General features: G+C 34.8%; 30 protein-coding genes. All 30 read right to left on the bottom strand.

The window, feature by feature from the left end:
• Window positions 1-63: 63 nt before the first annotated feature.
• Entirely contained in the window at window positions 64-918 is an 855-nt protein-coding gene (locus AN960_RS07915; RefSeq protein ID WP_056469310.1) for a F0F1 ATP synthase subunit gamma, read from the bottom strand.
• An 86-nt stretch (window positions 919-1,004) separates the two neighbouring features.
• The gene (gene atpA / locus AN960_RS07910) at window positions 1,005-2,513 is read right to left on the bottom strand and encodes a F0F1 ATP synthase subunit alpha (RefSeq protein WP_056469307.1); all 1,509 of its coding nucleotides are present in this window, start codon (window positions 2,511-2,513) and stop codon (window positions 1,005-1,007) included.
• Between the two features lie 22 nt (window positions 2,514-2,535).
• Entirely contained in the window at window positions 2,536-3,075 is a 540-nt protein-coding gene (locus AN960_RS07905; RefSeq protein ID WP_056469304.1) for a F0F1 ATP synthase subunit delta, read from the bottom strand.
• The gene (gene atpF / locus AN960_RS07900) at window positions 3,072-3,575 is read right to left on the bottom strand and encodes a F0F1 ATP synthase subunit B (protein ID WP_029715296.1); all 504 of its coding nucleotides are present in this window, start codon (window positions 3,573-3,575) and stop codon (window positions 3,072-3,074) included. Before atpF ends, AN960_RS07905 begins: the two co-directional genes overlap by 4 nt.
• A gap of 205 nt (window positions 3,576-3,780) precedes the next feature.
• On the bottom strand, window positions 3,781-3,996 hold the full coding sequence (atpE, locus tag AN960_RS07895; RefSeq protein WP_025568599.1) for a F0F1 ATP synthase subunit C: 216 nt from the start codon (window positions 3,994-3,996) through the stop codon (window positions 3,781-3,783).
• An 80-nt stretch (window positions 3,997-4,076) separates the two neighbouring features.
• Window positions 4,077-4,748 (bottom strand): F0F1 ATP synthase subunit A, encoded by a 672-nt coding sequence (gene atpB, locus AN960_RS07890; RefSeq protein ID WP_429901074.1) that lies wholly within the window; start codon window positions 4,746-4,748, stop codon window positions 4,077-4,079.
• Between the two features lie 64 nt (window positions 4,749-4,812).
• A complete protein-coding gene (locus AN960_RS07885) occupies window positions 4,813-5,193 on the bottom strand; it encodes an ATP synthase subunit I (RefSeq protein ID WP_056469298.1) in 381 nt (126 codons plus the stop codon).
• 4 nt (window positions 5,194-5,197) lie between these two features.
• On the bottom strand, window positions 5,198-5,422 hold the full coding sequence (locus tag AN960_RS07880; protein WP_025568596.1) for an AtpZ/AtpI family protein: 225 nt from the start codon (window positions 5,420-5,422) through the stop codon (window positions 5,198-5,200).
• Between the two features lie 262 nt (window positions 5,423-5,684).
• Window positions 5,685-7,889: a S8 family serine peptidase gene (locus tag AN960_RS07875; RefSeq protein WP_056469295.1), complete on the bottom strand. Its 2,205-nt coding sequence runs from the start codon at window positions 7,887-7,889 to the stop codon at window positions 5,685-5,687.
• Between the two features lie 175 nt (window positions 7,890-8,064).
• Window positions 8,065-8,697, bottom strand: a complete 633-nt coding sequence (locus AN960_RS07870; protein ID WP_056469288.1) for an AmiS/UreI family transporter — start codon at window positions 8,695-8,697, stop codon at window positions 8,065-8,067.
• A gap of 114 nt (window positions 8,698-8,811) precedes the next feature.
• Window positions 8,812-9,996, bottom strand: coding sequence for a NupC/NupG family nucleoside CNT transporter (locus AN960_RS07865; protein WP_056469285.1), 1,185 nt, complete (start codon window positions 9,994-9,996; stop codon window positions 8,812-8,814).
• 121 nt (window positions 9,997-10,117) lie between these two features.
• Complete coding sequence (locus AN960_RS07860; RefSeq protein ID WP_056469282.1) at window positions 10,118-10,522, bottom strand: cytidine deaminase; 405 nt, start codon at window positions 10,520-10,522, stop codon at window positions 10,118-10,120.
• Window positions 10,523-10,661: 139 nt separating this feature from the next.
• Window positions 10,662-11,327: a deoxyribose-phosphate aldolase gene (gene deoC, locus AN960_RS07855; RefSeq protein WP_056469279.1), complete on the bottom strand. Its 666-nt coding sequence runs from the start codon at window positions 11,325-11,327 to the stop codon at window positions 10,662-10,664.
• 315 nt (window positions 11,328-11,642) lie between these two features.
• A complete protein-coding gene (deoR, locus tag AN960_RS07850) occupies window positions 11,643-12,584 on the bottom strand; it encodes a DNA-binding transcriptional repressor DeoR (RefSeq protein ID WP_056469276.1) in 942 nt (313 codons plus the stop codon).
• A gap of 240 nt (window positions 12,585-12,824) precedes the next feature.
• Window positions 12,825-13,454 carry a uracil phosphoribosyltransferase gene (gene upp / locus AN960_RS07845; protein WP_025568588.1) on the bottom strand — a complete coding sequence of 210 codons (630 nt, stop codon included), beginning with the start codon at window positions 13,452-13,454 and terminating at the stop codon, window positions 12,825-12,827.
• An 812-nt stretch (window positions 13,455-14,266) separates the two neighbouring features.
• The gene (locus AN960_RS07840) at window positions 14,267-14,785 is read right to left on the bottom strand and encodes a DoxX family protein (RefSeq protein WP_056469273.1); all 519 of its coding nucleotides are present in this window, start codon (window positions 14,783-14,785) and stop codon (window positions 14,267-14,269) included.
• 226 nt (window positions 14,786-15,011) lie between these two features.
• A complete protein-coding gene (glyA, locus tag AN960_RS07835) occupies window positions 15,012-16,253 on the bottom strand; it encodes a serine hydroxymethyltransferase (RefSeq protein WP_056469271.1) in 1,242 nt (413 codons plus the stop codon).
• Between the two features lie 168 nt (window positions 16,254-16,421).
• Entirely contained in the window at window positions 16,422-17,033 is a 612-nt protein-coding gene (locus AN960_RS07830; protein ID WP_082459426.1) for a TIGR01440 family protein, read from the bottom strand.
• 72 nt (window positions 17,034-17,105) lie between these two features.
• Window positions 17,106-17,555, bottom strand: coding sequence for a ribose 5-phosphate isomerase B (rpiB, locus tag AN960_RS07825; RefSeq protein ID WP_025568584.1), 450 nt, complete (start codon window positions 17,553-17,555; stop codon window positions 17,106-17,108).
• 124 nt (window positions 17,556-17,679) lie between these two features.
• Window positions 17,680-18,120, bottom strand: coding sequence for a low molecular weight protein arginine phosphatase (locus AN960_RS07820; RefSeq protein ID WP_056469266.1), 441 nt, complete (start codon window positions 18,118-18,120; stop codon window positions 17,680-17,682).
• 122 nt (window positions 18,121-18,242) lie between these two features.
• Complete coding sequence (locus AN960_RS07815) at window positions 18,243-18,800, bottom strand: manganese efflux pump MntP (RefSeq protein ID WP_056469263.1); 558 nt, start codon at window positions 18,798-18,800, stop codon at window positions 18,243-18,245.
• 172 nt (window positions 18,801-18,972) lie between these two features.
• Entirely contained in the window at window positions 18,973-20,016 is a 1,044-nt protein-coding gene (locus AN960_RS07810; RefSeq protein WP_056469260.1) for an L-threonylcarbamoyladenylate synthase, read from the bottom strand.
• A 106-nt stretch (window positions 20,017-20,122) separates the two neighbouring features.
• Complete coding sequence (locus tag AN960_RS07805) at window positions 20,123-20,581, bottom strand: GNAT family N-acetyltransferase (protein ID WP_056469258.1); 459 nt, start codon at window positions 20,579-20,581, stop codon at window positions 20,123-20,125.
• A gap of 57 nt (window positions 20,582-20,638) precedes the next feature.
• A complete protein-coding gene (gene spoIIR / locus AN960_RS07800; RefSeq protein WP_429901072.1) occupies window positions 20,639-21,382 on the bottom strand; it encodes a stage II sporulation protein R in 744 nt (247 codons plus the stop codon).
• 379 nt (window positions 21,383-21,761) lie between these two features.
• Window positions 21,762-22,619 carry an ATP-grasp domain-containing protein gene (locus AN960_RS07795; protein ID WP_056469255.1) on the bottom strand — a complete coding sequence of 286 codons (858 nt, stop codon included), beginning with the start codon at window positions 22,617-22,619 and terminating at the stop codon, window positions 21,762-21,764.
• Window positions 22,616-23,521 (bottom strand): ATP-grasp domain-containing protein, encoded by a 906-nt coding sequence (locus AN960_RS07790; protein ID WP_056469943.1) that lies wholly within the window; start codon window positions 23,519-23,521, stop codon window positions 22,616-22,618. Before AN960_RS07790 ends, AN960_RS07795 begins: the two co-directional genes overlap by 4 nt.
• A gap of 137 nt (window positions 23,522-23,658) precedes the next feature.
• On the bottom strand, window positions 23,659-24,519 hold the full coding sequence (prmC, locus tag AN960_RS07785) for a peptide chain release factor N(5)-glutamine methyltransferase (RefSeq protein WP_056469252.1): 861 nt from the start codon (window positions 24,517-24,519) through the stop codon (window positions 23,659-23,661).
• Window positions 24,519-25,586: a peptide chain release factor 1 gene (gene prfA / locus AN960_RS07780; protein WP_056469249.1), complete on the bottom strand. Its 1,068-nt coding sequence runs from the start codon at window positions 25,584-25,586 to the stop codon at window positions 24,519-24,521. The genes prmC and prfA overlap by 1 nt, the downstream gene beginning before the upstream one ends.
• A gap of 235 nt (window positions 25,587-25,821) precedes the next feature.
• Window positions 25,822-26,436, bottom strand: coding sequence for a thymidine kinase (locus AN960_RS07775; protein WP_056469245.1), 615 nt, complete (start codon window positions 26,434-26,436; stop codon window positions 25,822-25,824).
• 206 nt (window positions 26,437-26,642) lie between these two features.
• Complete coding sequence (locus tag AN960_RS07770) at window positions 26,643-26,888, bottom strand: type B 50S ribosomal protein L31 (RefSeq protein ID WP_025671035.1); 246 nt, start codon at window positions 26,886-26,888, stop codon at window positions 26,643-26,645.
• Window position 26,889 lies beyond the last annotated feature (1 nt).

The following is a 26,889-nucleotide window of genomic DNA, read 5'->3' as shown; positions in this document are numbered from 1 at the left end:
CGCTTTTCCTCCTAGCATTGTTTCATTAAAAGCCGTTCAATTTATATAGCCGATGTAAGCAGATTAGCCAAGTGCTGCTGCTCCACCGACGATTTCAGTAATTTCTTGTGTAATAGCTGCTTGACGCGCACGGTTATAGTGAAGAGTAAGCTTACTAATAACTTCTTTCGCATTATCAGTTGCACTTTTCATCGCTGTCATACGTGAAGCGTGTTCACTAGCTTTACTGTCTAATAATGCACCAAAGATTAAACTTTCTGCATATTGAGGCAGTAAAACTTCTAAGATTTCATCATCAGATGGTTCAAATTCGTAGTTAGTTGTTGCCTTACCTGTGTCAATATCTGTTAAAGGTAATAGCTTTTTCTCAGTAACTTCTTGAGAAATCTTACTTACGAAATGGTTATATGATAAGTAAAGCTCATCAAAAATGCCGTCTGTATACATTTGAACTGTACGATTAGCAAATTGTTGAATATCATCGAATGAAGGTTGATCTGGAAGCCCAAGAACCTCTTCAACGATTGGGTAACCTAAACGCTTAAAGTAGTCACGTCCAACTCGACCTAGTACAATAATTGCAAATTCATCATTCGATTTATGACGCTCTTTAATTGTATTAGTTACCGCACGTAATACGTTACTATTAAATGCACCCGCTAAACCACGGTCAGAAGTGATGACAATGTAACCAGTCTTTTTAACTGGACGAGTTACTAGCATCGGATGTCTACTGTTTACGCCTTTTGCCACGCTACCAACTACCTCTTGCATTTTTTCCATGTAAGGAACGAATTGCTTAGAGTTTTGCTCAGCACGGTTTAATTTCGCAGCAGATACCATCTCCATCGCTTTTGTGATTTGGCTTGTCTTCTTTGTTGAATTAATTTTTGTTTTTATATCGCGTAATGATGCCACAGGTTTTCACCACCTTTTGGTAAACAGTTAAATGAAGGACGAGCTATGAGCCCGATCCTTCAAATCCAGATATTTAAATCGCCTTCTTATTTAGAAGCAATAAAGTTCTTTTTAAAGCTTGTGATTGCAGCGTCAAGGTCAGCTTCGTTTGGTAATTTACCAGTATCACGAATAGCATCTAAAAGACCTTTTGCGTTAGCGTCCATCCAAGCTAACATTTCTTCTTCAAAACGAGTAATGTCTTCAACTGCTACGCTGTCTAAGTGACCACGTGTTAACGCATATAAAGATGTTACTTGTTTTTCTACTTTTAACGGTTTGTGTAAACCTTGTTTAAGGATTTCAACTGTACGAGCACCACGGTTAAGTTTAGCTTGAGTTGCTTTATCTAAGTCAGAACCGAACGCAGCAAATGCTTCAAGCTCACGGAATGACGCTAAGTCAAGACGTAGAGTACCTGCTACTGATTTCATCGCCTTAGTTTGCGCTGAACCACCAACACGTGATACAGAAAGACCTGCATTGATCGCTGGACGTACGCCAGAGAAGAATAAGTCAGACTGTAAGAAGATTTGTCCGTCAGTAATCGAGATTACGTTTGTTGGAATATAAGCTGAGATATCACCAGCTTGTGTTTCGATGAATGGTAATGCAGTTAAAGAACCGCCACCTAACTCATCATTTAACTTAGCTGCACGCTCTAATAAGCGAGAGTGTAAGTAGAATACATCCCCTGGATATGCTTCACGACCTGGAGGACGTTTTAATAGTAATGAAAGCTCACGGTAAGCTACCGCTTGTTTTGATAAATCATCGTATACTACTAATACGTGTTTACCATTGTACATAAACTCTTCACCCATAGTTACACCAGCAAAAGGAGCTAAGTATAACATTGGAGCTGGAGATGAAGCAGGTGCAGTTACAACGATTGTGTAATCTAATGCGCCGTGCTTACGTAAAGTTTCAACAAGTCCACGAACTGTTGATTCTTTTTGACCGATTGCAACATAGATACAGATCATGTTTTGGTCAGCTTGGTTAAGGATTGTATCAATAGCAACAGCTGTTTTACCAGTTTGACGGTCACCGATGATTAACTCACGTTGTCCACGTCCGATTGGTACAAGAGCGTCGATCGCTTTGATACCTGTTTGTAATGGTTCATGTACTGATTTACGTGCCATTACGCCTGGAGCAGCATTTTCGATTGGACGAGATTTAGTCGTTTCGATTGGGCCTAAACCATCAACTGGTTGACCTAATGAGTTTACTACACGTCCTACTAATGCTTCACCAACTGGAACTTGCATGATGCGTCCAGTACGACGAACTTCGTCGCCTTCTTTAATGCCTGTGTAAGGCCCTAAGATGATAATACCTACGTTGTTTTCTTCTAAGTTTTGTGCTAGTCCCATAACGCCGTTAGAGAACTCAACTAGCTCTCCAGACATACATTGGTCAAGACCATGAGCACGAGCGATACCGTCACCAACTTGGATAACTGTACCAACATCACTAACTTCTATTTCAGTTTGGTAATTTTCGATTTGCTTTTTAATCAGCGCACTGATTTCTTCAGCTTTGATGCTCATGCATTTCACCCCTATCTACAAACTATTTTGCGATTAATTCACGTTCAATTCGAACAAGTTTATTTTTTAAACTGCCGTCAAAAATACGGTTTCCAACACGAACTTTATAACCACCAATTAAAGATGGGTCAATTTCGTTTTTCAAACGTATTGAGTTTTTACCTAATTTAGAAGCGAATAACGCTCCAATTTTATCTAGTTCTTCAGAAGACATTGCCGTTACAGAGTAAACTGTTGCATCTGCAATATTACGAGTTTCATTCGCAATTTTTACATATTCAGTTACTAAGTTAGAAATAGTGCTCATTCGCCCACGATCAACTAATAAGCATACTAGATTTAATACCGTTTCAGAGATTGAAGCAAACGTGTCATTTAAGACAGACTTTTTGCTTTCTTTTGTGATACCAGGGTGTTGTAAAAACTTATTTAATTCTAAGTTTTCTACATACTCCTTTTTCACTACTTGTAAGTCATGTTCAACAGTTTCTACTAAATTTTGTTCAGTCGCTAATTCAAAAAGAGCGTTTGCGTAGCGTTTTGCAACTAATTCGTTACTCATTTAGCTTCGCCTACTTCTTTAAGATATTGATCAAAAATAGCAGATTGGTCTTCAGACTTCACTTCTTTTTCAAGTACTTTAGAAGCAATTAATACAGATAATGAAGCAACTTGTTGTTGAACTGATTGTACTGCAAGCTCTTTTTCACGAGTAATTTCACGTTTAGCGCTTTCTTTCAAGTTTTCAGCTTCTGCTTTTGCTGCGGCAACGATTTCTTCACGTTGTACATCAGCTTGCTTTCTAGCTTTCTCAAGAAGCTCACGAGCTTCAGTTCGAGCAGCAACTAACTCTTGCTTTTGCTCTTCAACTAGTTTCATTGCATCAGCGTTGTTTTTCTCAGCTGAGTCTAATTGATTAGCGATGTGATCTTCACGTTGTTTCATAATTCCCATTACTGGTCCTAATGCATACTTACGTAATAAAGCAAGTAGGATTAAGAAGATTACTAATTGAAACGCTACATCGCCCCAAGGTATACCATGTCCGTTTGCTTCACCGATTACGAATAATGAACCGTTTAACACAAGCCTTCACTCCCTTCGAGGGTATCATTTAATAATTTTTCTTTTTTATAACATAGCCTAGGTCTCTTACCGACTTTAGCTTTACTTTCAAAATTCAATCTTTACAACAAAAGTGTCATAAAGGAATGGCGAAGTAAATGTGAACACAAACTTCGCCATTTTTTAACTACTTGTATAAATCTTACGCTTTACCAAATGCCATGAATGCGATAACTACCGCGATGATTGGAAGTGCCTCAACTAATGCAACCCCGATGAACATTAAAGTTTGAAGAGTTGAACGTAATTCTGGTTGACGAGCAACACCTTCTACTGTACGTGATACAATTAAACCGTTACCAATACCTGCACCTAGTGCACCTAAACCTATTGCGATTGCCGCTGCGATTAAAGCCATTTTAAATTTCCTCCTTCTTAATCATAAGAAATATATTTTTTTTTATAATTTTTATCTAACTACCAAATTCAATGAGCCGATTAATGCTCGTCCGCCACTTTATGTGACAAGTAAACCATTGTTAACATTACGAAGATAAACGCTTGGATTGAACCAACGAATACAGAGAATCCCTGCCATACGATCATTGGTATTGCCGCTGCGATTGTCCAAAGAATACCTCCGCCTGTGCTTGTTGCATAAGCATGTGTACCCATTGTTGCAAGTAAACCTAGTAAGATTTCCCCCGCATAAATGTTACCGTAAAGTCGAAGACCTAGCGTTAATGTGTTTGCTAATTCCTCAATAATTTTTAATGGGAATAAGAATGGCATTGGTTGGAAGAATGTTTTACCATACGCTCCAAAACCGCGCATCTTGATACCATAATAATGTGATAAACCAACTATAAAGATTGCTAATGATAAAGTAATGACTGGGTCTGATGTAGGTGATTTCCAAACTGAGTTTCCATCGAATGAGATATCGAATGGTAGACCTAACATATTTGAAACAAATATGTACATAAGTAATGTCACACCTAGTGTAAGGAAGCGACCACCAGTTTCCCAATCCATTGTACTATTGATAATGCCTTTAACGAAATCTACAACCCACTCTAAAAAGTTTTGCTTTCCTGTTGGGCGTATTTGTAGACTTCTTGCGCATGTAACTGCGATGATAAAGACGATTACTGCAGCAATGGTAGTCATTAGAACATTTGTTAACGTAAAATCTAAACCAATAAATTTAAAACCATAAGTGCCGTGTTCCAATTTATTCACCTCTCTTCCTTGCAAAAGACGTTTGTTGTAATGCAAAATGTATCATAATGACAAGATGTCCTGTCATTAGTCCCGCAGTTAGTGCCGGTATGCTCACAAAATTTTCATACCGAAGCGCGATGACCATAGCTAGAGCCACCGCTGAAAGACAAATTACAGTACCTAAAGATCGAACTTTTTGTTGCTTTAAAACTCGGTCAAAGAAGGTATTTATCTTTCTGTGTAGAATCCATATACAATAAAAGCTAGTTACTGTTCCGAGAATATAGCCTGTGAATATTGTTTTATAGTCGGTAAATGCCCAACCCAAAACAGCTAAAGAAATGATATACAACATATCTCGTGTGAATCGTCTAAAATTATCTTTTTGCATGTAACTAGTCCCCTGGTGTGAATTGCTTAACTAATTTAAGCGTGCCGTAGATTCCAGTAAATAATCCTAACAGTAAAAAGATGATCATAAATACTGGTACTGGCCAATTAAAAAATGAATCAATCCATCTTCCTAGAAAGATGCCTATGAGAATAGAACCGACAAGCTGAGCTAGAATGGAAGACATGAGTGCCATTGCTTTAAGAGGATGTTGATTGTTGTTTTTCATACAAAATCCCTCCATGTCAATTGTCATTCTCCAAAAAATTGCCAAAAGTCTTATCATGGTTAATTCTACAACAAATATTTGCTAAAATCTCTAAACATTGAAAACGTTCACAAATTGTTCACAAAACGTTCAAAAAATTTTAATAACATAGTATTTACATACATTGAAAACCCTTTTAAACATTCATGTTAAGCATACAATATGTTACAAAAATGTGTCAATTACCTAAATTAAAAAACTATTAAAAATTACTTACCAATTTTTAGTCTTCTACATAAATTTTTGCGACATTTACGTAAGATTCCGTTGCACTTTCATACTGTTTACGTTTATAAAAAATCACAAATTTATAAATTCCACTTTTAGGAAAGTCTTTTAAAACTAGTTCTTTCTTGATAATCCCCCTTTTACTATTTTCCTGTTCATCAATCACACCTAACAAACGGAATGTTTCAGATTCAAAAACAGCGATTTTGTATTCCTCAACCTTACTTGGTAAATAAAGCTCATATTTATAGCGATTTTTACCTTTTACCCTTCCAAAGTGAAATCCCATTACTGACGGAAAGTTCGGTTCTCCTTGTAGTAATAAAAACGGCATTCTTAGATTTTCATCATCATTTGTACTAAACGTAATTGCCCCATCATAAAATCCATCTCTTAATACTTTCGTATCAACTGTTGCAGTAAGGCTAATTTTTTTGCTAGTGTTCGCTGGAATTGTAAAAGGCTTAGGTAATACCCATTGTATTCCAGTGGCTGGCTGATTATTTATTGCTGTAACTTGTTTTGGCATATTTGATTTATTAGATATTCTTACGACAAAATCTTTCTTAATTTGCAAATCGGTTTTTCTAGTTACTCCTAAAGATAAAGAAGTTGGAAATAATGTTGTCTCAGTCTCAAGTGCCTTTTCAATATCTAATCTTCCAGCACCTTGTTCGTACGCATGATACATCTTTTTATTATTCTTATATAATGGTGTTGCTGTATTGACTAGCACACTTTTTAAATCGTCCATACTCCAATCTGGGTGCAGTTGTCTTACAAGAGCAGCTGCTCCGGCAACATGTGGACTTGCCATACTCGTTCCTTGAAGCGCTAAATACCCACCCGGAATTGTACTTTTTATTTGTACACCTGGAGCTAATAAATCCGGCTTCATTTGCCAAGTACCTGTTACCGGCCCTCTAGAGCTGAAATCTGCAAGTATATCAACCTTCTTTTCATGGCCAGTCTTAGCTTCTACTTTACTTTTTTCAATGATTTTCTTAATTAATAAACCTTCTTTTCTTGAAATAGTCGCTGCTGGAACAGTAAATTTCCCTTTAATTTGTCCAATGAAATTTCCATCGATATTATTAAAGACAATAACCGCCTTTGCACCAGCGTCTTGAGCATTTTTTACTTTATCTGTGAACGTGATTTTTCCTCTTTCAAGCAAGACAATTTTGTCTTTTACTCTTTTTAAATCACGCTTTTCGCCGTATTTCTTAAATACCAATCGCCCATTTAAACCTTTATCCCATTTAGCAGATCCAATCATAGGACTAATAATTGTCTCTTTATTTTTCACGTGGATAGATGGGAAAAGAACAGGTGGATAGCTTGCACCAACTGTTAAAGCCTTTGATGCCGTAGCGGGAGAACCAACAGTCCATAGCCCTGGTCCAGAGTTTCCAGCAGCCGTAATTGCAAGTACACCCTTTTCTACTGCCTTATCTAACGCAATACTTGTCGGCCAGTCTGGTCCGTTCACATCATTTCCTAGCGATAAATTAATAATATCTACTTTATCCTTCACTGCTCGCTCAATTGCAGCCATAACAGTTTCTGATGTACCAACACCACCAGGACCAAGAGCACGGTATGCATAGATTGTAGCTTTAGGGGCTACACCTTTTCTTTTTCCATTTGCCGCTATTACACCAGCTACATGGGTACCATGAAATGTACTTTTTTCTTCAAGCTTAGTCTCCATTGGATCTTTATCTAAATCAATCGTATCGTAACCGCCACCATAATTTGATTTCAAATCAGGATGCCTGTAATCAACACCAGTATCGATTACTCCTACCTTTACGCCTTCACCAGTAATCTTTCTTCCCCTTTGATCCTTATATAATTGAGCTTCGTCCGCTCCAATAAAAGGGATGCTATCTTCTAAATGAGCTCTATAAGTTGTAACAAAGTGCATATCCTTTACTAACGGCATTTTAGCTAACTGTGATAACTCTTCAAGAGAACCCGATACAGAAAAACCATAGTACGTCTCAGTGTATTGTTGTCTTACGGTTACATTAGGGAAACGTTCAGCAATATTTTTTATCGCCTGTGTAATCATTCCGTCTTTAACTGAAATTAAAGCTACTTGTTTTTGTTGTTCATGTGCATTTACATAAACATCTTTAAATGGAACTAGTAAAAAAACTAAACAAATAATTATTTTAAGAAAGTAATTTTTCATTCAATGCAGGTTCTCCTTTATATAAGATATTTTCTTTTTAGCTTTCTCACTAATCGTTCATTCATGTATAAAAAGGTAATTTTCTCTAGAACCTACAAAGTTTTCAAAATAAAAAAAGACTAACTCTAGGTAAAGCATAAAGCTTACCTAAAAAGTTAGTCTTTTTGTATTATGATTAATTTTTTAATTCAGGTTGGTTAAACAACTGGAATCTTTTATTTGTAACATACGCTTTAATCTCATGTATGATAAAATACAAAATCGAAGCTCCTAAAACTACGATCCATGCATTTGAAATGACTGTCTCCTGCCAAATCCCTAAAAGCATAAAAAATGCAGGAAGAGTAATTGTAGTCCAAGATTGTATCATTGCAACAATTCCTGTGTATCGCTCTATTTTCTTACCTAATACAAGGCCAGCAAAGAATAGATACCATAAATATGCCCACATAACCCATAATAGTCCGTTCACAACATCATGAATAATAGCGAAGTTCACGAAAGCCCAAAGTACAGACATGATTGATACCCAAAGTGAGAACCAACCTAAGCCAGTTCCATTAAAACCTTTAAGATTTGTAAATCCATTATATAAATAAGTAATACCAAAAAAGAAAATACTTGCCGTATTAAATAATTCCCACTTACCAGCACCTAAATGCATTAATAAATAGAAAGGAATAACGATTTGTAATGTACCAACAAATAAGTTTAATAAAGCTGCACTTTTAGCATTCGCTTTGTTTAATAAAACAAGACTATTTAAAAACAGAGTTGCACCAGATAAAAGTAAACCTACAGATCCCATAGTGACTTGTTAAAAAGAAAATTGTTAGAAATTCACTTTTTAACTCAACCCTCCTACTTTAAGATTAGAAAAAAAAATACAAGCGCCTGATCTAAGTCAAACGCTTGGATTAAATTATTTTAAAACGATACCTACGATAATTGCCGTTAAAACACTTACTAATGTTGCACCAAATAATAATTTTAAACCGAAACGGGCTACAACATTACCTTGCTTTTCATGTAAACCTTTAACTGCACCTGCAATAATACCAATTGATGAGAAGTTAGCAAATGACACAAGGAATACTGACACAATTCCTAATGTACGAGTTGAGAACTCTTTACCATGTTTTGCTAAATCCATCATTGCAACGAACTCATTTGAAACAAGTTTTGTTGCCATAATACTACCTGCATCAACCGCTTCTTTAAATGGTACACCCATAATGAATGCGAATGGAGCAAAAACATAACCTAAAATCCCTTGGAATGAGATTCCAAAAATCATATCAAAAATATTATTAATTGCACCAATTAATGCAACAAAACCGATTAACATTGCTGCAACGATGATTGCTACTTTGAAACCATCTAAAATATACTCACCAAGCATCTCGAAGAATGTTTGTTTTTCTTCTTCTTGTATCGTTAAGATATCTTCTTCAGGTGTAACAGTGTAAGGATTAATAATTGAAGAAATAATAAATCCACCAAATAAGTTTAATACAATTGCCGTTACTACATATTTTGGTTCAACCATCGTCATATATGCACCTACGATTGACATAGATACTGTTGACATTGCTGATGCACAAAGAGTATATAAACGATTTTTTGGTAAATGACCTAATTGTTTTTTTACTGAAATAAATACTTCAGATTGTCCTAAAATTGCAGATGCTACTGCATTATAAGACTCTAATTTACCCATACCATTGATTTTGCTTAAAATTAAACCAATGTATTTAATAAAAAACGGTAAAATCTTTGTGAATTGTAAAATACCAATTAATGCAGAAATAAATACGATTGGTAATAATACTCCTGTGAAGAATGGGAAAGCACCTTCATTTGCCATACCACCAAATACGAAATTAACACCTTCACCAGCGTATTCTAATAACTTTCCAAATCCGTTAGAAATTCCTTTAATTAAAATTAAACCTACTTCTGTATTTAATAATAAGAACGCTAAAATGATTTGAACAACGACCATGATAACAACTGGACGATATTTAATTTTTTTACGATCACTACTAGCGATGAATGCTAGACCGAAAACAACTAGTAATCCAACAAGAGCTATAATATATTTCATGTTTCTCCCCCGAAAATCCAATAAATTTGTTTTTAATTAATCTAAGCGCTTTCAAAACGAACACAACTTTTTTATTTGTTGGATGTCAGACATCATTTAGAAGTTAGATGTCAGACAAGGATTAACCTTGTAAATCTTTTGAACTAAATGATCCAGGAAGTAATTCCTTAACAGTTGTTTCAGTGATGTCACCTTTTAAGTTAGTTAAGTATACTTTTGTATTTTCATCACTAAATTCTGCGATTACTTGTCTACATGCACCACATGGTGAAATTGGACCTTCAGTGTCTCCTACTATTGCAATTGATTCGATTTTTGCTGAACCGTTACCCGCAGCGACCGCACTAAATATAGCAGTTCTTTCTGCACAATTTGTTAGTCCATAAGAAGCATTTTCAACGTTACAACCTGTGTAGACCGTTTGGTTATTCAATAAAATTGCTGCACCTACTTTAAACTTCGAGTAAGGAACGTATGCGTTTTCACGAACTTTTAAAGCTTCATTGATTAATGATTGTGTATTCATATTTATCACCCTTTAACGAATTGTTAGGTAATTCTTAATTAAAGTGTGTGAGTTTTGTCTTCGCTTTACCATATTACCAACGTAAGAGCTAAAGAGCAATAACTCACTCACTTTTTTTTATTTTAAAATTATTTTGAAATTAATAAGCTGTGTTTGCTTCTTCACCTTGAACGAGCTTAACACCTGAACTTGTTCCGATACGGTTTGCACCAGCAGCTACTACATTTTCTACGTCTTTTAAGCTACGAACACCGCCAGAAGCCTTAACGCCTACGTTTTCTCCAACAGTTTTACGCATTAATGCAACGTCTTCTACTGTTGCTCCACCAGTTGAAAATCCTGTTGAAGTTTTTACAAAGTCAGCGCCAGCTTTAACTGATAATTCACACGCTCTAACTTTTTCTTCGTCAGTTAAAAGACAAGTCTCAATAATTACTTTTACTAAAGCTTTACCTTTAGCAGCATCAACAACTGCACGTACATCTCTTTCAACTAATTCGTCATTTTTTTCTTTCAATGCAGAAATATTGATAACCATATCAACTTCCTCAGCACCATTTTCAATTGCGTTTGTAGTTTCGAATGCTTTTACTTCTGGAGTGTTTGCTCCTAGAGGGAAACCAATTACCGTACAAACCTTTACAGAAGAATCCTTTAATAATTCACTTGCATAAGAAACCCAAGTAGGATTGATACAAACTGATGCAAAGCTAAATTCTTTTGCTTCTTCAGCTAATTTTGCAATTTCCTCTCTTTTTGCGTCAGCTCGTAATAATGTGTGATCTACTAAACTTGCGTAATTCATATATAGTCGCTCCCTTATTGGTTTTATTATAAAAAATGTTTATTTACTAAGTTACTTTGAATATGTCTTTACTATAACACCGCTATGAAATTTTGTAAAATACAAATTGAACTTATGTTCAAGGATAATTTTACCTTTTATATATATAGAAAAGGGGCTGTCTCCAAAGTCAGGTTACCTGACAAAAAAGACGCCTCCTTTTTAAATGTAAAAATATCTAATTTTGGGGATATCCACTCTTAAGACACCCTCTTTTTAAAATTTGTCTAATAGAGAACATGACAAAGGGAAGGAATAGCTTTACCTCTTCCTTTCCTATCCTTGCTCTAACAATCTTTTTGCAGTAAATTGATCGGTTATTAATATGCTTGCATATTTACCCATTAAAGCACCGTGAATAGCATTTATTTTCCTTTCTCCACCCGCGACTAAAATAGATTTTTCTTTACTTCTTAGCTCATCTAACTCAATTCCAATCGTTCGTCGATCAAGGAGTTCAGAATAAATATTTCCGTCTTTATCAAAAAAGCGAGAGCAAATGTCTCCTACAGCGAATGTTTGTAAATCCGTCTCTTCCTTCTCGTTTAAGTAGCCAACTTTAAATAACAAGGCATCCTTTTTAACAGTTCCTACAGTGAAAATTGCTACGTTTGATTGTTTTCCCAAATCAATTAATCGACCAATATGGCGATCTTCTTCAACCATTTGTTTTACTTGTGGATTATCAAATATAACTGGTAGTGGTAAATATCTTGGTACGGTGTTAAATGCTTCAGCAAACAAATTTACCGTTTCAGATGCATATGTATTCGTTTTAGAGTAACTTACTCCACCGTTCAGCTGAATTACTTCTACACCCTTTACTTGTTTATTGCTTAACTTTGTTGCAATATGATACATCGTAGTTCCCCAAGTTACTCCAACAACGTCACCATCATGGACTATATCTACTAATACATCTGCAGCTTTTTTAGTGATTGTTTGCAAAACTTCATTGTAGTCATCAATTGGTGAATAGCAAACTTCAACAGATTGTAAATTATATTTCTTCTTTAACTCTCGGGCTAAATCTTGATTGCCTTCAAGGGGGTCAATAATTTCAATGCGTACATATCCCAATTCCTTTGCTTGTTGGAGTAATCTTGATACAGTTGGACGAGAGATTCCTAATTGTGTCGCGATCTCTTGTTGACTAAAGTCAGAATCATAATATAGTCTTGCTGCATCTATTATTAACCTTTGTTTTTCGAGTGACATTCCCTAATCCCCTTTAACTTACCCATCCTTATTTCACGTTCAAATTTTTAATTATTGTACCCCTTTTAATTTAAAGAAAACTCGTCGATTGACCAGCCTTAAACAAAGGTAGAGGCGTAGTTGCACTTATACTTAATTCCTAAAATTAACGACTTCGTCGAGTAAGCTACCTAGCTGCCAATTTATACTTTCTTAATGTGAAAAAAGCTCTCCTATGCTAGGAAAGCTTTAAAAATGTAATTACTTTGTACCAAATAAACGATCTCCAGCGTCGCCAAGACCAGGTACAATATAACCATGATCGTTTAATTTTTCATCAAGGGCAGCAATGTAAATGTCCACATCTGGGTGTGCTTTTTGTAAAACTTCAACACCTTCTGGAGCTGCAATTAAGCACATAAACTTAATGTTTTTAGCACCGCGTGTTTTTAAAGAGTTGATTGCTTCAACCGCTGATCCACCTGTCGCAAGCATTGGATCAATCACAATGAAGTCACGCTCTTCAACATCTGTAGGAAGTTTAACGTAATATTCAACCGGTTTTAATGTCTCAGGATCGCGGTATAATCCAACATGTCCAACTTTAGCTGCAGGAACTAATTGAAGGAATCCATCAACCATCCCTAAACCTGCACGTAAAATTGGTACAATCCCTAACTTTTTACCAGCAATAACTTTTGACTTTGCAATTGCTACTGGTGTTTCGATTTCCACTTCTTGTAGTGGTAGATCGCGTGTGATTTCGAATGCCATTAAACCTGCAACCTCATCAACTAGTGCACGAAATTCTTTTGTTCCAGTGTCTTTTTTACGAATTAAAGAAACTTTATGCTGAATTAACGGATGATCAAAAACGTATACTTTACTCACTTTTATCGCTCCTTGCAAATACTTATTAATTTATTATTCTTAAAAAGAATACCGAAAGCGGTTAAATAATTCAAGCCACATTATACAATCACTTAGAATTAATTTAGATCTTTTTTACATATAAACTTCAATATTGCCTTTTTTTATTAATCTAATTGCTATTTTGACCCATTTTGAATAAAAAACTCCTCTTCCTCATTAATATAAGTCAGAGAAGTTTTTATCTTAAACAAAAAGAGAGAACCTATTGGTTCCCTCTTTGCACCTTGTTAAAAAACAACCTTGTCAATTAACTTACCAAATTTTCGTAATGGAGTAGAGCGATGTTGATTTCCACTTCAGGATGCTCGCTTTCCATGGGGCGAGACCTGAGCCTCCTCGGCGAGCCTGCGGGGTCTCAGCCTTCCCGCTTATCCCATAGGAGTCGAGCACCCCTCCGTTCCAATCAACTTATTCATCAATAAGAAGTCTGCAATATAAACTAATCAAATAACCTTTACTTAGCGTATCCTATCAGTTGTTTATTAATCAAATTGTAGGTCAATTAAGATCGAACATTAATTTATTAAACTAATCAACTGAATTTATAGCTTTGTAATATTTTTAACTTCTGAAAAAAACTTACTAGCGTTATTGGAATCATAAAATTGTTAAACATATTAAAATTTAAAACCATTAATAGATAGCTCAACCAAAAATGATCATCTCATCATTAATAAATGTTCATTTAAAATCCGTTTTTTCTATTGACCATTTTATATTTCAACACTCTGAAAAGAGAGAACCTATTGATTCCCTCTTTGATTACATAGTTAAGATGCGTTTCTTAAATTATGATCTTGTACTTTTGGAGCGAAAGAAGTTTTTCTATTAATAAACTTGCTAACATAGTGATCTAATCCAATACGTCCTGCATTAGAACCAGCAATTATTATAAAGATTCCTAATAATACCATTTGTGGATTTGTACTAGTTGTACCACTAAACATAAATGCGAAGTTCATCATTAAACCAAAGAACATTGCTGTTTTTGTAAAACATCCAAGAATAAGTCCAAGTCCGATTGCGAATTCTCCAATAGGAACTAATATATTAAATAAATCGATGTTTGGTATTGCAAAGTTTGTTAGAAAATCTGCCCACCACTTTTGAACTGCTGGGTGATCACCTGTGGCACTTCTAACTGCAAATCCTAAAAATCCTGAAGCATCGAATCCTCCAGTTGATAACTTACCCCAACCTGCATGGATCCACTCATAACCTAAATAAAGACGAATAATCGTTAAGAAACCAGATGCAATTTTATTAGTTCTTAAAAAATTAATAAACATAAGTTTTTGCCTCCGTTTATATAAATTTTTAATTACTGTTTACATGAGTTATTGTAATCCATTTCCGATTAATAATGTGAAGTTTTCCACAAGTTTAAATGAACTTTTTGTGAACTTTATCACAAAGTTTTAAAAAATTAAAGCTATCTTTAGTATAATTGCACCTTCAATGCTATTTGCAATTGAAAATACAGTTCTAAAGATAGCTTACTTTATACTTTATTTATTAAAATGTAGGATATAATTCGTATTTGCTTGATAAAGCATTAACTCGATTACGAGATGCTTCTAGTACTTCTTGGTTTTCGTGATTTTTTAATGTATCAGCAATGATTGATGCAATTTCATCCATATCTTCTAAAGTAAACCCTCTTGAAGTTACAGCAGCTGTACCGATACGGATACCACTTGTTACAAACGGACTTGCTGGATCAAATGGGATTGTATTTTTATTACATGTAATACCAACCTCATCTAATACGTGCTCAGCAACTTTACCAGTTAACTCTAATGAACGAACATCAATTAAAATTAAGTGATTATCTGTGCCACCAGATACTAAATTTAAGCCGTTAGATTTTAAGCCTTCTGCTAAACGAGCAGCGTTATCGATGACCGCTTGTGCATACTTTTTAAAATCTTCTTGTAGTGCTTCACCAAATGCTACAGCTTTAGCTGCAATTACGTGCATTAATGGTCCACCTTGAATTCCAGGGAAGATTGATTTATCAATCGCTTTTGCGAATTCTTCTTTACATAAAATCATACCACCACGTGGTCCACGTAATGTTTTATGAGTAGTTGTTGTAACAAAATCAGCAAATGGAACTGGATTTTGATGAAGACCTGTTGCTACTAAACCAGCGATATGTGCCATATCGACCATTAAGTAAGCTCCAACTTCATCTGCAATTTCTCTGAATTTTTTAAAGTCAATTGCTCTTGGATAAGCACTTGCACCAGCTACAATTAATTTAGGCTTATGCGCTTTAGCCTTTTCTAATACATCTTCATAGTTAATTACTTGAGTTTCTGGATCTACTCCATACTCAACGAAATTATATTGTACCCCACTGAAGTTTACTGGGCTTCCGTGAGTTAAATGACCACCATGTGATAAATTCATACCTAATACTGTATCACCATGTTTTAAAATAGTGAAATAAACTGCCATATTCGCTTGAGCACCTGAATGAGGTTGAACATTTACGTGTTCTGCTCCGAAAATTTCTTTTGCACGGTCTCTTGCAATGTTTTCTGTGATATCAACATATTCACAACCGCCATAGTATCGTTTGCTTGGATATCCTTCAGCATATTTATTTGTTAATACTGAACCTTGGGCTTCCATTACTGCTTCGCTTACAAAGTTTTCAGAAGCAATTAACTCGATTTTAGTACGTTGTCTACCTAACTCTAACTGTATTGCCTCATACAATGATGGATCTTGCTTTTTTAAATTTTCCACAGTTATATCCCCCTTTTTGTAAAACACGAACATTACTAGTATAAATTTACTATATTATTCGATAAAACGACCGAATTCCTTTCTATTTTACCATGTTTTATATTGAAAATGAAAGATATATCTTTCAAATAACTAACATTTAACTATTCTATTATAATAAAAAACACATTATTTAACGTCTTCATCTATTGCGTAAACTGCACGCGCTCCACCAATTAACTTTGGACGAGTTTTTGCCACCGTAATATGGGCTTGTCCAACATGTTTAATACTTGTTCTTAAAGGAACTGCCACGTGCTTTAAATGCATACCGATTAAAGTATCGCCAATATCAATCCCTGCATCCGCTTTAATGTGCTCAACAATTACAGCATGATCTAAATGTCTATATGCGAATGAGGCAAGTGCTCCTCCTGCAGTACGAACTGGTATCACAGTTACCTCATCTAATTGTAAACTTTTTGCCGTTTTTCTTTGAACAACCAATGCCCTGTTCAAATGTTCACAGCATTGAAATGCTAATTGTACTCCTGTTTCATCTTGAAAAGCCTTAATCTCATTAAATAAGACTTCCGCTACTTCGATTGTTCCTGAAGTTCCAATTCTTTGTCCGCTAACCTCACTAGTGCTACATCCAATGACTAAAACATGCTCACTTGTAAAATTCACATGATCATTTAGCTCGTGTAATAATGATTTTATTTGCCCGGCTACTAACCTTAATTCTTCATTCACTTGTTTTGCCCCTTTCGTAGAATCATTCTTTAAATTGACTAACATTCTATTATTCATTATTAAAAAAGCCGATAATCTTCACATTATGTTTTGGATTAACGGCTTCTCATTTAGGTTTTATAATTGGTGATTCTTTTCGTAGTCTTTAATTTTATTTACTCGATTTTCATGTCGACCGCCTTCAAACTCAGTCGTTAACCATATTTTTGCAATGTCTCTTGCTAAACCAGGTCCGATTACTCGTTCCCCCATAGCTAGAATATTCGTATCATTATGTTCACGAGTTGCTTTCGCACTAAAAGTATCATGCACTAAAGCACATCGAATTCCTTCAACTTTATTTGCGGCAATTGACATACCAATTCCTGTTCCACAAATTAATATTCCACGGTCTACTTCTCCATTTGCAACTTTTTGTGCAACTGGGAATGCATAATCTGGGTAGTCTACAGATGTACCACACTCACAACCATAATCTTCGTATTCAATGCCCATTTCATCCATTAAATTCATGATTTCTTGACGTATATTTAATCCACCATGATCAGACGCTATTGCTACTTTCATTAGATAACCCCCGTATTGATATCTTTGAATTAATTTTCTATCGTATTGAATTGACTTCAATTTCTATCTTACACTATTATGTTCAGATTTAGGGCATCTAATTAACATCTAATCACTGATTAAATTAATATTCGTTTGGTTTCTGTACAATCTGTTTTACCAACTCTTCTAATTCGCTCAAAGTATTTTCATAAGTTGTTAATGACCCTCCATAAGGGTCAGAAATATCTTTAGCTTGACCGTTTATATATTCATAAAATGTAAATATTCTATCCTTATACTGAGGAAACTTAGAAACTAACATTTGTTTATGGCTCAATGTCATTGATAAGACTTTAGAAGACCATTCCAATAGATCTTCATTTATTGGCTGCGAGGAATGATTTGTATCTATCCCTTTATTTTTCAGTGCCAATATTGCATTTTGAGAAGCAGGGTCACCTGACATAGCAAATACTCCAGCAGACTTGACCTGATAGAACTCATTACCATGATGTCTTAATAGCGCTTCTGCCATTGGGCTTCTACATGTATTTCCGGTACAAACAAATAATATATTTTTCATCTTAATACCTCACCCTCATTTATCTGAACGTTTTATTTAATCTATTTTACTAAAAAATAAAAGGATGGGGCAATTGTCTCCAATTTTCTCCATCCTTAGCTCTTATTCACCTTATGTATCTGTTAAGAAAAAAATAATAGTTTTATTCCAAAAATCAATAAGAACGAACCACCTAATAGTTCTCCAAATTTACCAAGTTCCTGTTCTACTCTTCTTCCTAAAAGTAATCCAGCCCAGGTTAAAATTGTACTGATAATACCAAATAGTAGAATTGTTAGCCATGTTTTAGCACCGAATGTTCCTAAGCTAATTCCAACCGAAAAACTGTCCACACTTACACTAAATGCAAAAAGAAGTAACCCTACTCCTGTCGGTGAATATTTATTTTCTTCTTTTCCAAATAAAGTTGAGTAGATCATGTGAAAGCCTATCCCCATTAATAAGAATCCACCGAGTAATACAGCAAATCGTCCCAGATTCTCGGATAACTCATATCCAATGATCATTCCTAACAAGGGCATTATTACATGAAAGAGTCCGATTACAATACCGATATTGATGATCTGTTTAAATTTAAGTTGTATAACTCCCATTCCTAATCCAACTGAGAATGCATCTAAACCTAGCGCAGATCCCATAATAGTTAATGTAATTAGTTCATTGATTAATGAGCTATTCATGCTTTCCCCCCTAGGACTTGCTATTAAAAGATATGCACGTCCTATAAATGATATGAGGGAAATTAATAAAATTTTTTAGACTGTTGACAAACGCTTGCAATCAGTCTGAAAATCAAGTTTTATGAGCTTTGTCTAAATATGAATATAATAATGGACCGAACCTTAGCATCTATTATTTTTCCTGAATAACTGAATGTCCACAGGCTTTCCACAGACGATTCATAATCGCAATTCCAATGCCTTCATAAGGGAAGGTTTCACAATAAATGATATCAACATGTTCTTCATTAAATTTACGAATGCAATCATATAATGCTGCAGCTACGGTTGATAAGTCACTACGTTTTCCACATGTAAGAATTACATCTGCATCATATTTCGTTGCATTTTCTTCAGTTGTTAATATCCCTACTCTTTTTCCTTCTGTTTTGGAATTGTGTATAAGTTTGTGTATAAACTCAATACTTCCATTTACAAGATGCATTTGAGCATCTGGTGCATAATGTTTATATTTCATACCAGGTGATTTTGGTGCTTCGTTTTCCTTCATAGTTGCTGGATCTACTTCAACAGTAGGAATTATTTCTTTTATCATTTCTGGCGTAATACTACCTGGTCTTAATATTGTAAAAATAGCTTGAGAACAGTCAATAACTGTTGATTCAACCCCGACCCCTGTACTACCACCATCTACAATTCCTACAATTCGTCCATTTAGATCTTCAAATACATGCTTAGCAGAAGTTGGACTAGGTTTCCCTGATGTATTTGCACTTGGTGCTGCTATTGGCAAATTACAAGCTTCAATTAATGCTAGAGCAACTGGATGATCAGGCATTCTTATTCCTACAGTGGATAACCCTGCCGTTACATATTTTGAAACATTTTTCTTACTTTTTAAAATTAACGTTAATGGCCCTGGCCAAAAAGCATCCATTAGTTTTTTTGCATCTAATGGAATTTCTTCAACTAGATGATCTAACTGTTCTTTGTTGGCAATATGTACAATAAGGGGATTATCACTTGGTCTACCTTTTGCTTGGAAGATTCGTTGAACCGCTTCATCTGAAAGAGCATTCGCCCCTAACCCATAAACGGTTTCTGTTGGAAAAGCGACAACTTGTCCTAACTGTAAATTTTTTGCTGCATCCACAATCTGTGGGTAAACTTCTTCTTTATTCACAGGATTATCCACATACCATATTTTCGTTTCCATACGTAGCACCTCTCTCTAGAGTGAATAATAGTGTATATTTTACAAATTTAGACATTATCCAAAGAATGAAAAGCAAGTTTTATCCACAAATTGTGGACAAAACTTGCTAATTTGTGGATAACTTTGTGTATAGTTCTTTTTGATAAACTAATACTTCTTCATTCGTAATAGTAGTTTGGTAATGCTTCATTTCTTTAATACTATTCGAAACATTTTCCTGTTCGACTTGACCAAAACCTAGTAAAAGGAATAAGTCTTGAACTACATGCTGTCTTGTTAATAAATATACTTTACTAATCATTTCTTCTTTTAGTTTTTCAAGAACACTTTGTAAAAAGAGTACCATATGCTGTGAGTAAATGGTAGGTGCAACTACTAGTGATCTTAATAACGCTTCTTCTCCATCTTGCTCATATCCTATTACAGCTTGTGCTTTCCCAAACTCATCTTCCATTATGAAAAATGATTCTTGTTGCTCCTCAAGTCCGTTTGTAGATAATCCTGCTTGTCCCAAGAATGAAAAAATTGTTTCAAAATCTTCCTGAACTGCTGAACGTATTTTCATAAAAAAACCTCCCTAGTATGCTTGTAATACTTTATGCACATAGGGAGATTGCTAGAACTAAAATAATTGCTTTAACATTTGTACAAAGAAGCTCTCTACCTTAATATCATCTTTTGGTTCATCGCTAGATAAAGTAGAAGCCATAACCGCATCGTCACTGCTCTTGATCTCATTATCATCTTGCAAAGATGGTTCATTGTTTTGTTTTGTTGCAGTATTAGTATCATCATCGCTTAAACGTAATGCTTCTTGTTTATTAAATTCTTTCTTTGGTTCTTTTTCGATTTTTGGTTCTTTTTCGATTTTTGTTTCTTGATCAACCTTTTGTTGAGATTGTAGTGATTCTTTACTTAAAGTTGCATCACCGTTTGAAAAATCTAGGAAGCATAATGGCGGGAACAATACGCACCACCAGTTTGCCCCTTGACCAGCACCAAGTTTAATTAAAACTGCTTCGTAATCACCTGCAGGATATAGGAAACTTCCATATAACTTTGTAGGGAATTTAACTTTTTTAGAGTAAGTAATTGTAAATGATTGATTTGAGCCTTCTTCTTTAATAACACGCGCAACTGTTTTTTGTAAATCTGGAATATGACTTTTAATAACCTTTTGTCCCTCTTCAAAGGTAGTTAAATCTTTTACCCAAGTATTAATTTGAGCATTAACTTCATCTCTAACTTTACGTTTAAGAGCTTGGTCTTCACTAGAATCGCTATTTGCTAGAATTCTTAGTCGTACAGCCTTCTTAGGAATTATAACCATTTCATTACCTTTAGCGTTTGTATCTCGAAGTGGCATTAACACTGATGAACTAATTAATAATATGATAAATAAAGAAATAATTTTATATGTTATTTTATTTTTATTTTTAGTTTTCATTCTCTCCACCATCCCTCTAGGAACAGTGTAGACAATTTGATTATTTCTTAAACACTAGTATTCTATTTTTTTATAGTTTCTTTTTGGACAAGGAAGTAAACGATGATTTCCAGTTTTAGATAGCCGTTTTCCGTTGTAGAGATGTTGAGCCTTTCATTACTTCAGGATCCTTGCCGTCCCAGTCTCCATTGCCGCCGAGCATCTTACGTTGAGATTTACTCATAGATTTCCCCTAACTGACTAACAATCTATTAAAAAGGAACGTATGAAATACACAGTTTAGAAATTCCTTTTATCTCTAACAATTTATCTGCTTTTTAATATAATCCATATATAACGAAACAATATCTATGTTTGAAACAGTATAAAGTGTTCTACTCCCTACTACGTCCTCAATTTCATTAAAGATTAGTTGGTTGTTTGCATCAAACATGAAGTCAATTCCAACGAAGTCAAAATCAAAGTGATCTACTATTTTTTGAATGAGTTCTTTTTCATTTTTGGAAAGTTCGTATAGTATTGCGCCTCCGCCTAGAGAAAAATTCGCTCGAAAATCTTTTTCTGAATATCTTAAAACGGCTGCAACAATTTCTTTACCGATGATAAAAACTCTTAAGTCCTTACCTAATTGCTCTGCAACGTTTTGAATTAATACTTCATCGAAGTTTGCGTTCTGTACGGTCTCCAGTAACTCTTCTTGATTATTTATAAAATATACTTCACTTCCGCCTCTTCCTGTGCAATTTTTAAGCACACAAGGGAAAATGATTGTATCTAAAGATTTTGTAATTGTATTTTTTTGATAATAAAATGTGTCTAGCATTGGAATTCCTAGACTAGAAAGCTTCTGGTGTGTTAGAAACTTATGGTTGGCCATTGTTGAAATCGCCTGGTTATTAAAAGTTCTGATTCCCATTTCTTCAAAGTGGGAAGATAATAATTGTGATATCGTCCTCATAATTACAAAGGCCGGTTTACTTAACTCTTCACCTTGATAGCAAAGTATATTAACACCGCTTCGAATACCTATTACAATATCTTCTGTATATAATAACTTTAACTCAAATCCATTTTCCAATGCTCCGCTTACTAACCAGTCAATATACGTTCTATTTCTTTCTGCATCTGAATCGGAATAGATTAGCCAACCAATCATACGTTTTTCTCCAAGTCCCAGGTAATATAATCAATAATATATTTCGTTGTATCCACGTCTGTACATAGATAAATATTTTTGAAATGTGCGTTTGAGTTAACTTCGCATATATACGTTTTTCCATCTTCGCCGAACAATAAGTCAATTCCTGCAAAATCAGCTCCCAATATTTCAGAACATTTAAGCGCTAAATTGATTTGCTCTTCTGTTGGCTCATACTTATACATCTTTCCACCGTTTGTAACATTTGCACGAAAATCTGATTCTGATTTTCTTAACACTGCTGTTACTACTTGTTTACCTACTACTTGGATGCGAATATCAGTCCCTCTGCTTGATTCTATAAACTCTTGATAAATGTGAGGTTTGTGCTTTAGTTCATCTACCTTTTTATAAAAATCTTCTCTATTCTCAACTAAATAAACTTGTCTACCAAATGAACCGAATGACTCTTTTATAATTAAAGGAAAACCTAATTCCTGTATAACTCCATCGTAAAAATCATAGTTTGTTAAATCACAATTAGGGAACAGCAGCGGAGCCGTAATTGTTTTTGGCATGGGAATATCGTAGTTCGATAACGCTTGAAAAGTTAAAGCCTTATCATCACAGACTTCAATCGTTCTCGCGGAATTATATAATTTTAGCCCCATATTTTCTAAATGCCTTGCTAAATGAACATCCTTGTCCCAAAAAATTACAAAATCAGGTTTCTCATTCGCGAATTTCCCTTTTAAAATCGCTTGACCCTTTTCGATTACTGGGATTAGTTCATAATGTTTAACTAAAGTAACATCTATTCCTTTTGAGATTGCTGTATCACGTAACCATTCAAAAAGTTCAGTAAATTTTGTAGCTGTAATATGACCATTAAATACAATCCAACCTTTAAACTTTTTCATTCTAACTATCTTCTTTCGTAATGTTTTTGTTTTTTCTTGATTAAAATTTTCCTCATCTTTTACAACTTTAACACAAAAAAAAGAATCGTAATACATAGACTTTTTCTAGTCAATATCATTACGATTCATTATTTAAATTAGCCATTTACCATATAAACCATACGGTCTTTTCCATTAATATCGAGAACAACTTCAACCTTCGAATTCGGGTAAGCTTCCCTTAAAATGTCTGCAACCTGTTCACCTTGATTGACTCCTACTTCAAATGCAACCAGTGATTTTTCTTTTAATACTTTAGGTAGGTCATTTGCAAAACGACGATAAAAATCTAGACCATCTTCGCCACCTACTAAAGCACGGTATGGTTCATGTTCCTTAACTACTTCATCTAACCCCAACCAGTCCTCATGCGGAATATACGGCGGATTTGATACTACAATATCAACTCTCTTGTTTTCTTCAATAAAGTAATTCAGTAAATCATTGTGTATAAAGTGGACATTTGCCTTTAACTCTTGTGCATTTCGTTTTGCAACTTGAATAGATTCTGCTGCAATATCAACTGTATGAACTGTTAGTTGATTACTTTCAAGCGCAAGCGAGATTGCAATCGCCCCACTACCTGTACCTACATCTACTAGTTCAAGTTGTGCTGTATTCTTCCAATGCTTTTGAATACGATGCAGAACACCTTCCACTAACTCCTCTGTTTCTGGTCTTGGAATTAGTACTTCTTCATTAACGAAGAACTTTCGGCCATAAAAGTATTCATATCCTATTAAATACTGGATTGGTTGGCCCTTTACGTGCTTATGAACCAATTCTTGAAACTGCATCCAATCATTCTCTTTTAAGTCTTCTCTCATATTCAGCAATAATTCTGTTCGATTATAGTCCAAAAGATGTTTTAATACAATTTCACCCACATTTTCATCACGACCGTGTTCTTGTAAAAAAGAAGAAGCCCATTTTAGGGCTTCATATATCTTTGTTGTCATTATTGACTTTGTTCCATTCGTTTTGCTTGATCATCCATAATTAAAGCATTAATGATTTCGTCGATTTTACCTTCAACGATTTGATCAAGCTTTTGAATTGTTAATCCAATTCGGTGGTCAGTTACACGGTTTTGTGGGTAGTTATAAGTACGGATACGTTCAGAACGGTCACCTGTACCTACAGCTTGCTTACGGTTTTGATCATATTCTGCTTGTACTTCTCTTTGGAATTTATCATAAACCCTAGCGCGAAGAACCTTCATCGCTTTTTCTTTATTCTTAATTTGTGATTTTTCATCCTGACATGATACAACTGTATTTGTTGGAATATGAGTTAAACGCACCGCAGACATCGTTGTATTTACTGATTGACCACCAGGACCACTTGAAGCAAATGTATCTACACGAATATCTTTTTCATGAATTTCAATTTCTACTTCTTCAGCTTCTGGTAAAACTGCTACAGTTGCAGTTGAAGTATGAATTCGTCCACCTGATTCTGTTTCAGGAACACGTTGAACACGGTGTGCACCATTTTCAAATTTTAGTTTTGAGTATGCACCTTTACCATTTATCATAAAGATAACCTCTTTAAAGCCACCTAGCTCTGTATAGTTACCTTCAATGATTTCTGTTTTCCATCCGTTAACCTCAGCAAAACGGCTGTACATACGGTATAACGTAGCAGCAAATAATGCAGCCTCGTCTCCTCCAGCAGCACCACGAATCTCAACAATAACGTTTTTATCATCGTTAGGATCTTTTGGAATTAAAAGTATTTTTAGACGTTCTTCTAAATCCTTTGATTCGTTTTCTAAATCATTTAATTCTTCTTTAACCATTTCGCGCATATCAGCATCAAGCTTTTCTTCAAGCATAGCTTTTGCATCTTTAATTTGCTCTTTAGCTGATTTGTATTGACGGTATACATCAACTGTTTCTTGTATGTCTGATTGTTCTTTTGAGTATTCACGTAACTTTTTTGAATCGTTTATAATTTCCGGGTCACTAAGTAAATCGTTTAATCTATCATAGCGATCCTCTACAGCTTGTAATCGATCAAACATAATTTTCACCTCGACATTTTCGTCTTAAATAGTTTCTAAATATATATCGAAAAAAAGCGATTCTAAATCGCTTCTTTAATTCTAAGGTAAAAGCGCCAATAACACTTTATCCACAATTATTATTGTCCAGTTCCGAAAGCTAGCTCTCCGATAATAATCCATTCAGAGCTGGGCGAGCTTTCTCCACATTTATTAGTATATGGTCTTAATAGCTAATTTTCAACCTACTGTCTAATTAATCGTTCTGACTTTGAAGTGCTGGTTGAATTGTTTTCGTTGGTACTTCGTGACAGTGTCTACATCTTGGTTCATACGATTCAGATGCACCTACTAAAATAATAGGGTCTTCAAATAAAGCTGGTTTACCATTTATTAATCTTTGAGTTCTACTTGCAGGCGAACCGCATGAAGCACAAACTGCGTTTAATTTCGTTACATGTTCTGCGATTGATAATATCTCAGGTACTTTACCAAATGGTAATCCTCTAAAATCCTGGTCTAAACCTGCACAAATCACACGTTTTCCAGAGTTCGCAAGTTCTTGAACTACCATAACTATTTCATCGTCAAAGAATTGAATCTCGTCAATTGCAACTACTTCAACTTCTTCTGTAACATATTTAAGAATATGTGATGAGTGTGTTACTGCATAAGCAGGTACTTTCATACCTGTGTGAGACACCACTTCTACTTCACTGTATCGATTATCAATTGATGGCTTGAATGTAACACAGCTTTGCTTAGCAAACTGCGTACGACGAACACGGCGAATCAGTTCCTCTGATTTTCCAGAAAACATACTTCCGCAAATCATTTCAATCCAACCATTTTTTTTCATCATAAAGAACATTATGTGTCTCACCTTTCTATATCAGTACAAAGACTATTTTATTTATTTTTAACGATGGTTAATTCATCAGTATTTATAATTCGTGTAAGTATCTTGATTATTTATATAAAAATTCACTAAATTGAATTTAACTTATATGTTATTTGACTATAAATGCGTAAAAAAAGCAGGCAAAGTAGCAATAACTCGCCTGCTTTTCATCAATATTACTTAAGGCCGTATTTCTTGTTGAAACGTTCAACACGTCCTGCAGCGTTAGCAAATTTCTGACGTCCAGTGTAGAATGGGTGTGAATCAGAAGAAACCTCAACTTTGATTAGAGGGTAAGTTTCGCCATCTTCCCATTCGATTGTTTCGTTAGAATATTTTGTTGATCCGCTTAAGAATTTGAAACCAGTGTTAATATCCATAAACACTACTTTCTTGTAATTAGGATGAATATTCGCTTTCATG

This window comes from Bacillus sp. FJAT-25509, assembly GCF_001420605.1.
Lineage (GTDB): Bacteria > Bacillota > Bacilli > Bacillales > Bacillaceae_G > Gottfriedia.
Note: the sequence above shows the minus strand (reverse complement) of the source record. Positions and strands in the feature narration are given on the sequence as shown.

Coding starts and splice junctions, on each gene's coding strand:
- atpA (WP_056469307.1), bottom strand. CDS start 2,513: ATGAGCATCAAAGCTGAAGAAATCAGTGCGCTGATTAAAAAGCAAATC.
- AN960_RS07905 (WP_056469304.1), bottom strand. CDS start 3,075: ATGAGTAACGAATTAGTTGCAAAACGCTACGCAAACGCTCTTTTTGAA.
- atpE (WP_025568599.1), bottom strand. CDS start 3,996: ATGGCTTTAATCGCAGCGGCAATCGCAATAGGTTTAGGTGCACTAGGT.
- atpB (WP_429901074.1), bottom strand. CDS start 4,748: ATGACTACCATTGCTGCAGTAATCGTCTTTATCATCGCAGTTACATGC.
- AN960_RS07885 (WP_056469298.1), bottom strand. CDS start 5,193: ATGCAAAAAGATAATTTTAGACGATTCACACGAGATATGTTGTATATC.
- AN960_RS07880 (WP_025568596.1), bottom strand. CDS start 5,422: ATGAAAAACAACAATCAACATCCTCTTAAAGCAATGGCACTCATGTCT.
- AN960_RS07875 (WP_056469295.1), bottom strand. CDS start 7,889: ATGAAAAATTACTTTCTTAAAATAATTATTTGTTTAGTTTTTTTACTA.
- AN960_RS07870 (WP_056469288.1), bottom strand. CDS start 8,697: ATGGGATCTGTAGGTTTACTTTTATCTGGTGCAACTCTGTTTTTAAAT.
- AN960_RS07865 (WP_056469285.1), bottom strand. CDS start 9,996: ATGAAATATATTATAGCTCTTGTTGGATTACTAGTTGTTTTCGGTCTA.
- AN960_RS07860 (WP_056469282.1), bottom strand. CDS start 10,522: ATGAATACACAATCATTAATCAATGAAGCTTTAAAAGTTCGTGAAAAC.
- deoC (WP_056469279.1), bottom strand. CDS start 11,327: ATGAATTACGCAAGTTTAGTAGATCACACATTATTACGAGCTGACGCA.
- deoR (WP_056469276.1), bottom strand. CDS start 12,584: ATGTCACTCGAAAAACAAAGGTTAATAATAGATGCAGCAAGACTATAT.
- AN960_RS07840 (WP_056469273.1), bottom strand. CDS start 14,785: ATGTTTATTAATTTTTTAAGAACTAATAAAATTGCATCTGGTTTCTTA.
- AN960_RS07830 (WP_082459426.1), bottom strand. CDS start 17,033: ATGTTAGTCAATTTAAAGAATGATTCTACGAAAGGGGCAAAACAAGTG.
- rpiB (WP_025568584.1), bottom strand. CDS start 17,555: ATGAAAGTAGCAATAGCGTCTGATCATGGTGGATTAAATATACGTCAA.
- AN960_RS07820 (WP_056469266.1), bottom strand. CDS start 18,120: ATGAAAAATATATTATTTGTTTGTACCGGAAATACATGTAGAAGCCCA.
- AN960_RS07815 (WP_056469263.1), bottom strand. CDS start 18,800: ATGAATAGCTCATTAATCAATGAACTAATTACATTAACTATTATGGGA.
- AN960_RS07810 (WP_056469260.1), bottom strand. CDS start 20,016: ATGGAAACGAAAATATGGTATGTGGATAATCCTGTGAATAAAGAAGAA.
- AN960_RS07805 (WP_056469258.1), bottom strand. CDS start 20,581: ATGAAAATACGTTCAGCAGTTCAGGAAGATTTTGAAACAATTTTTTCA.
- spoIIR (WP_429901072.1), bottom strand. CDS start 21,382: ATGCCACTTCGAGATACAAACGCTAAAGGTAATGAAATGGTTATAATT.
- AN960_RS07795 (WP_056469255.1), bottom strand. CDS start 22,619: ATGATTGGTTGGCTAATCTATTCCGATTCAGATGCAGAAAGAAATAGA.
- AN960_RS07790 (WP_056469943.1), bottom strand. CDS start 23,521: ATGAAAAAGTTTAAAGGTTGGATTGTATTTAATGGTCATATTACAGCT.
- prmC (WP_056469252.1), bottom strand. CDS start 24,519: ATGACAACAAAGATATATGAAGCCCTAAAATGGGCTTCTTCTTTTTTA.
- prfA (WP_056469249.1), bottom strand. CDS start 25,586: ATGTTTGATCGATTACAAGCTGTAGAGGATCGCTATGATAGATTAAAC.
- AN960_RS07775 (WP_056469245.1), bottom strand. CDS start 26,436: ATGTTCTTTATGATGAAAAAAAATGGTTGGATTGAAATGATTTGCGGA.
- AN960_RS07770 (WP_025671035.1), bottom strand. CDS start 26,888: ATGAAAGCGAATATTCATCCTAATTACAAGAAAGTAGTGTTTATGGAT.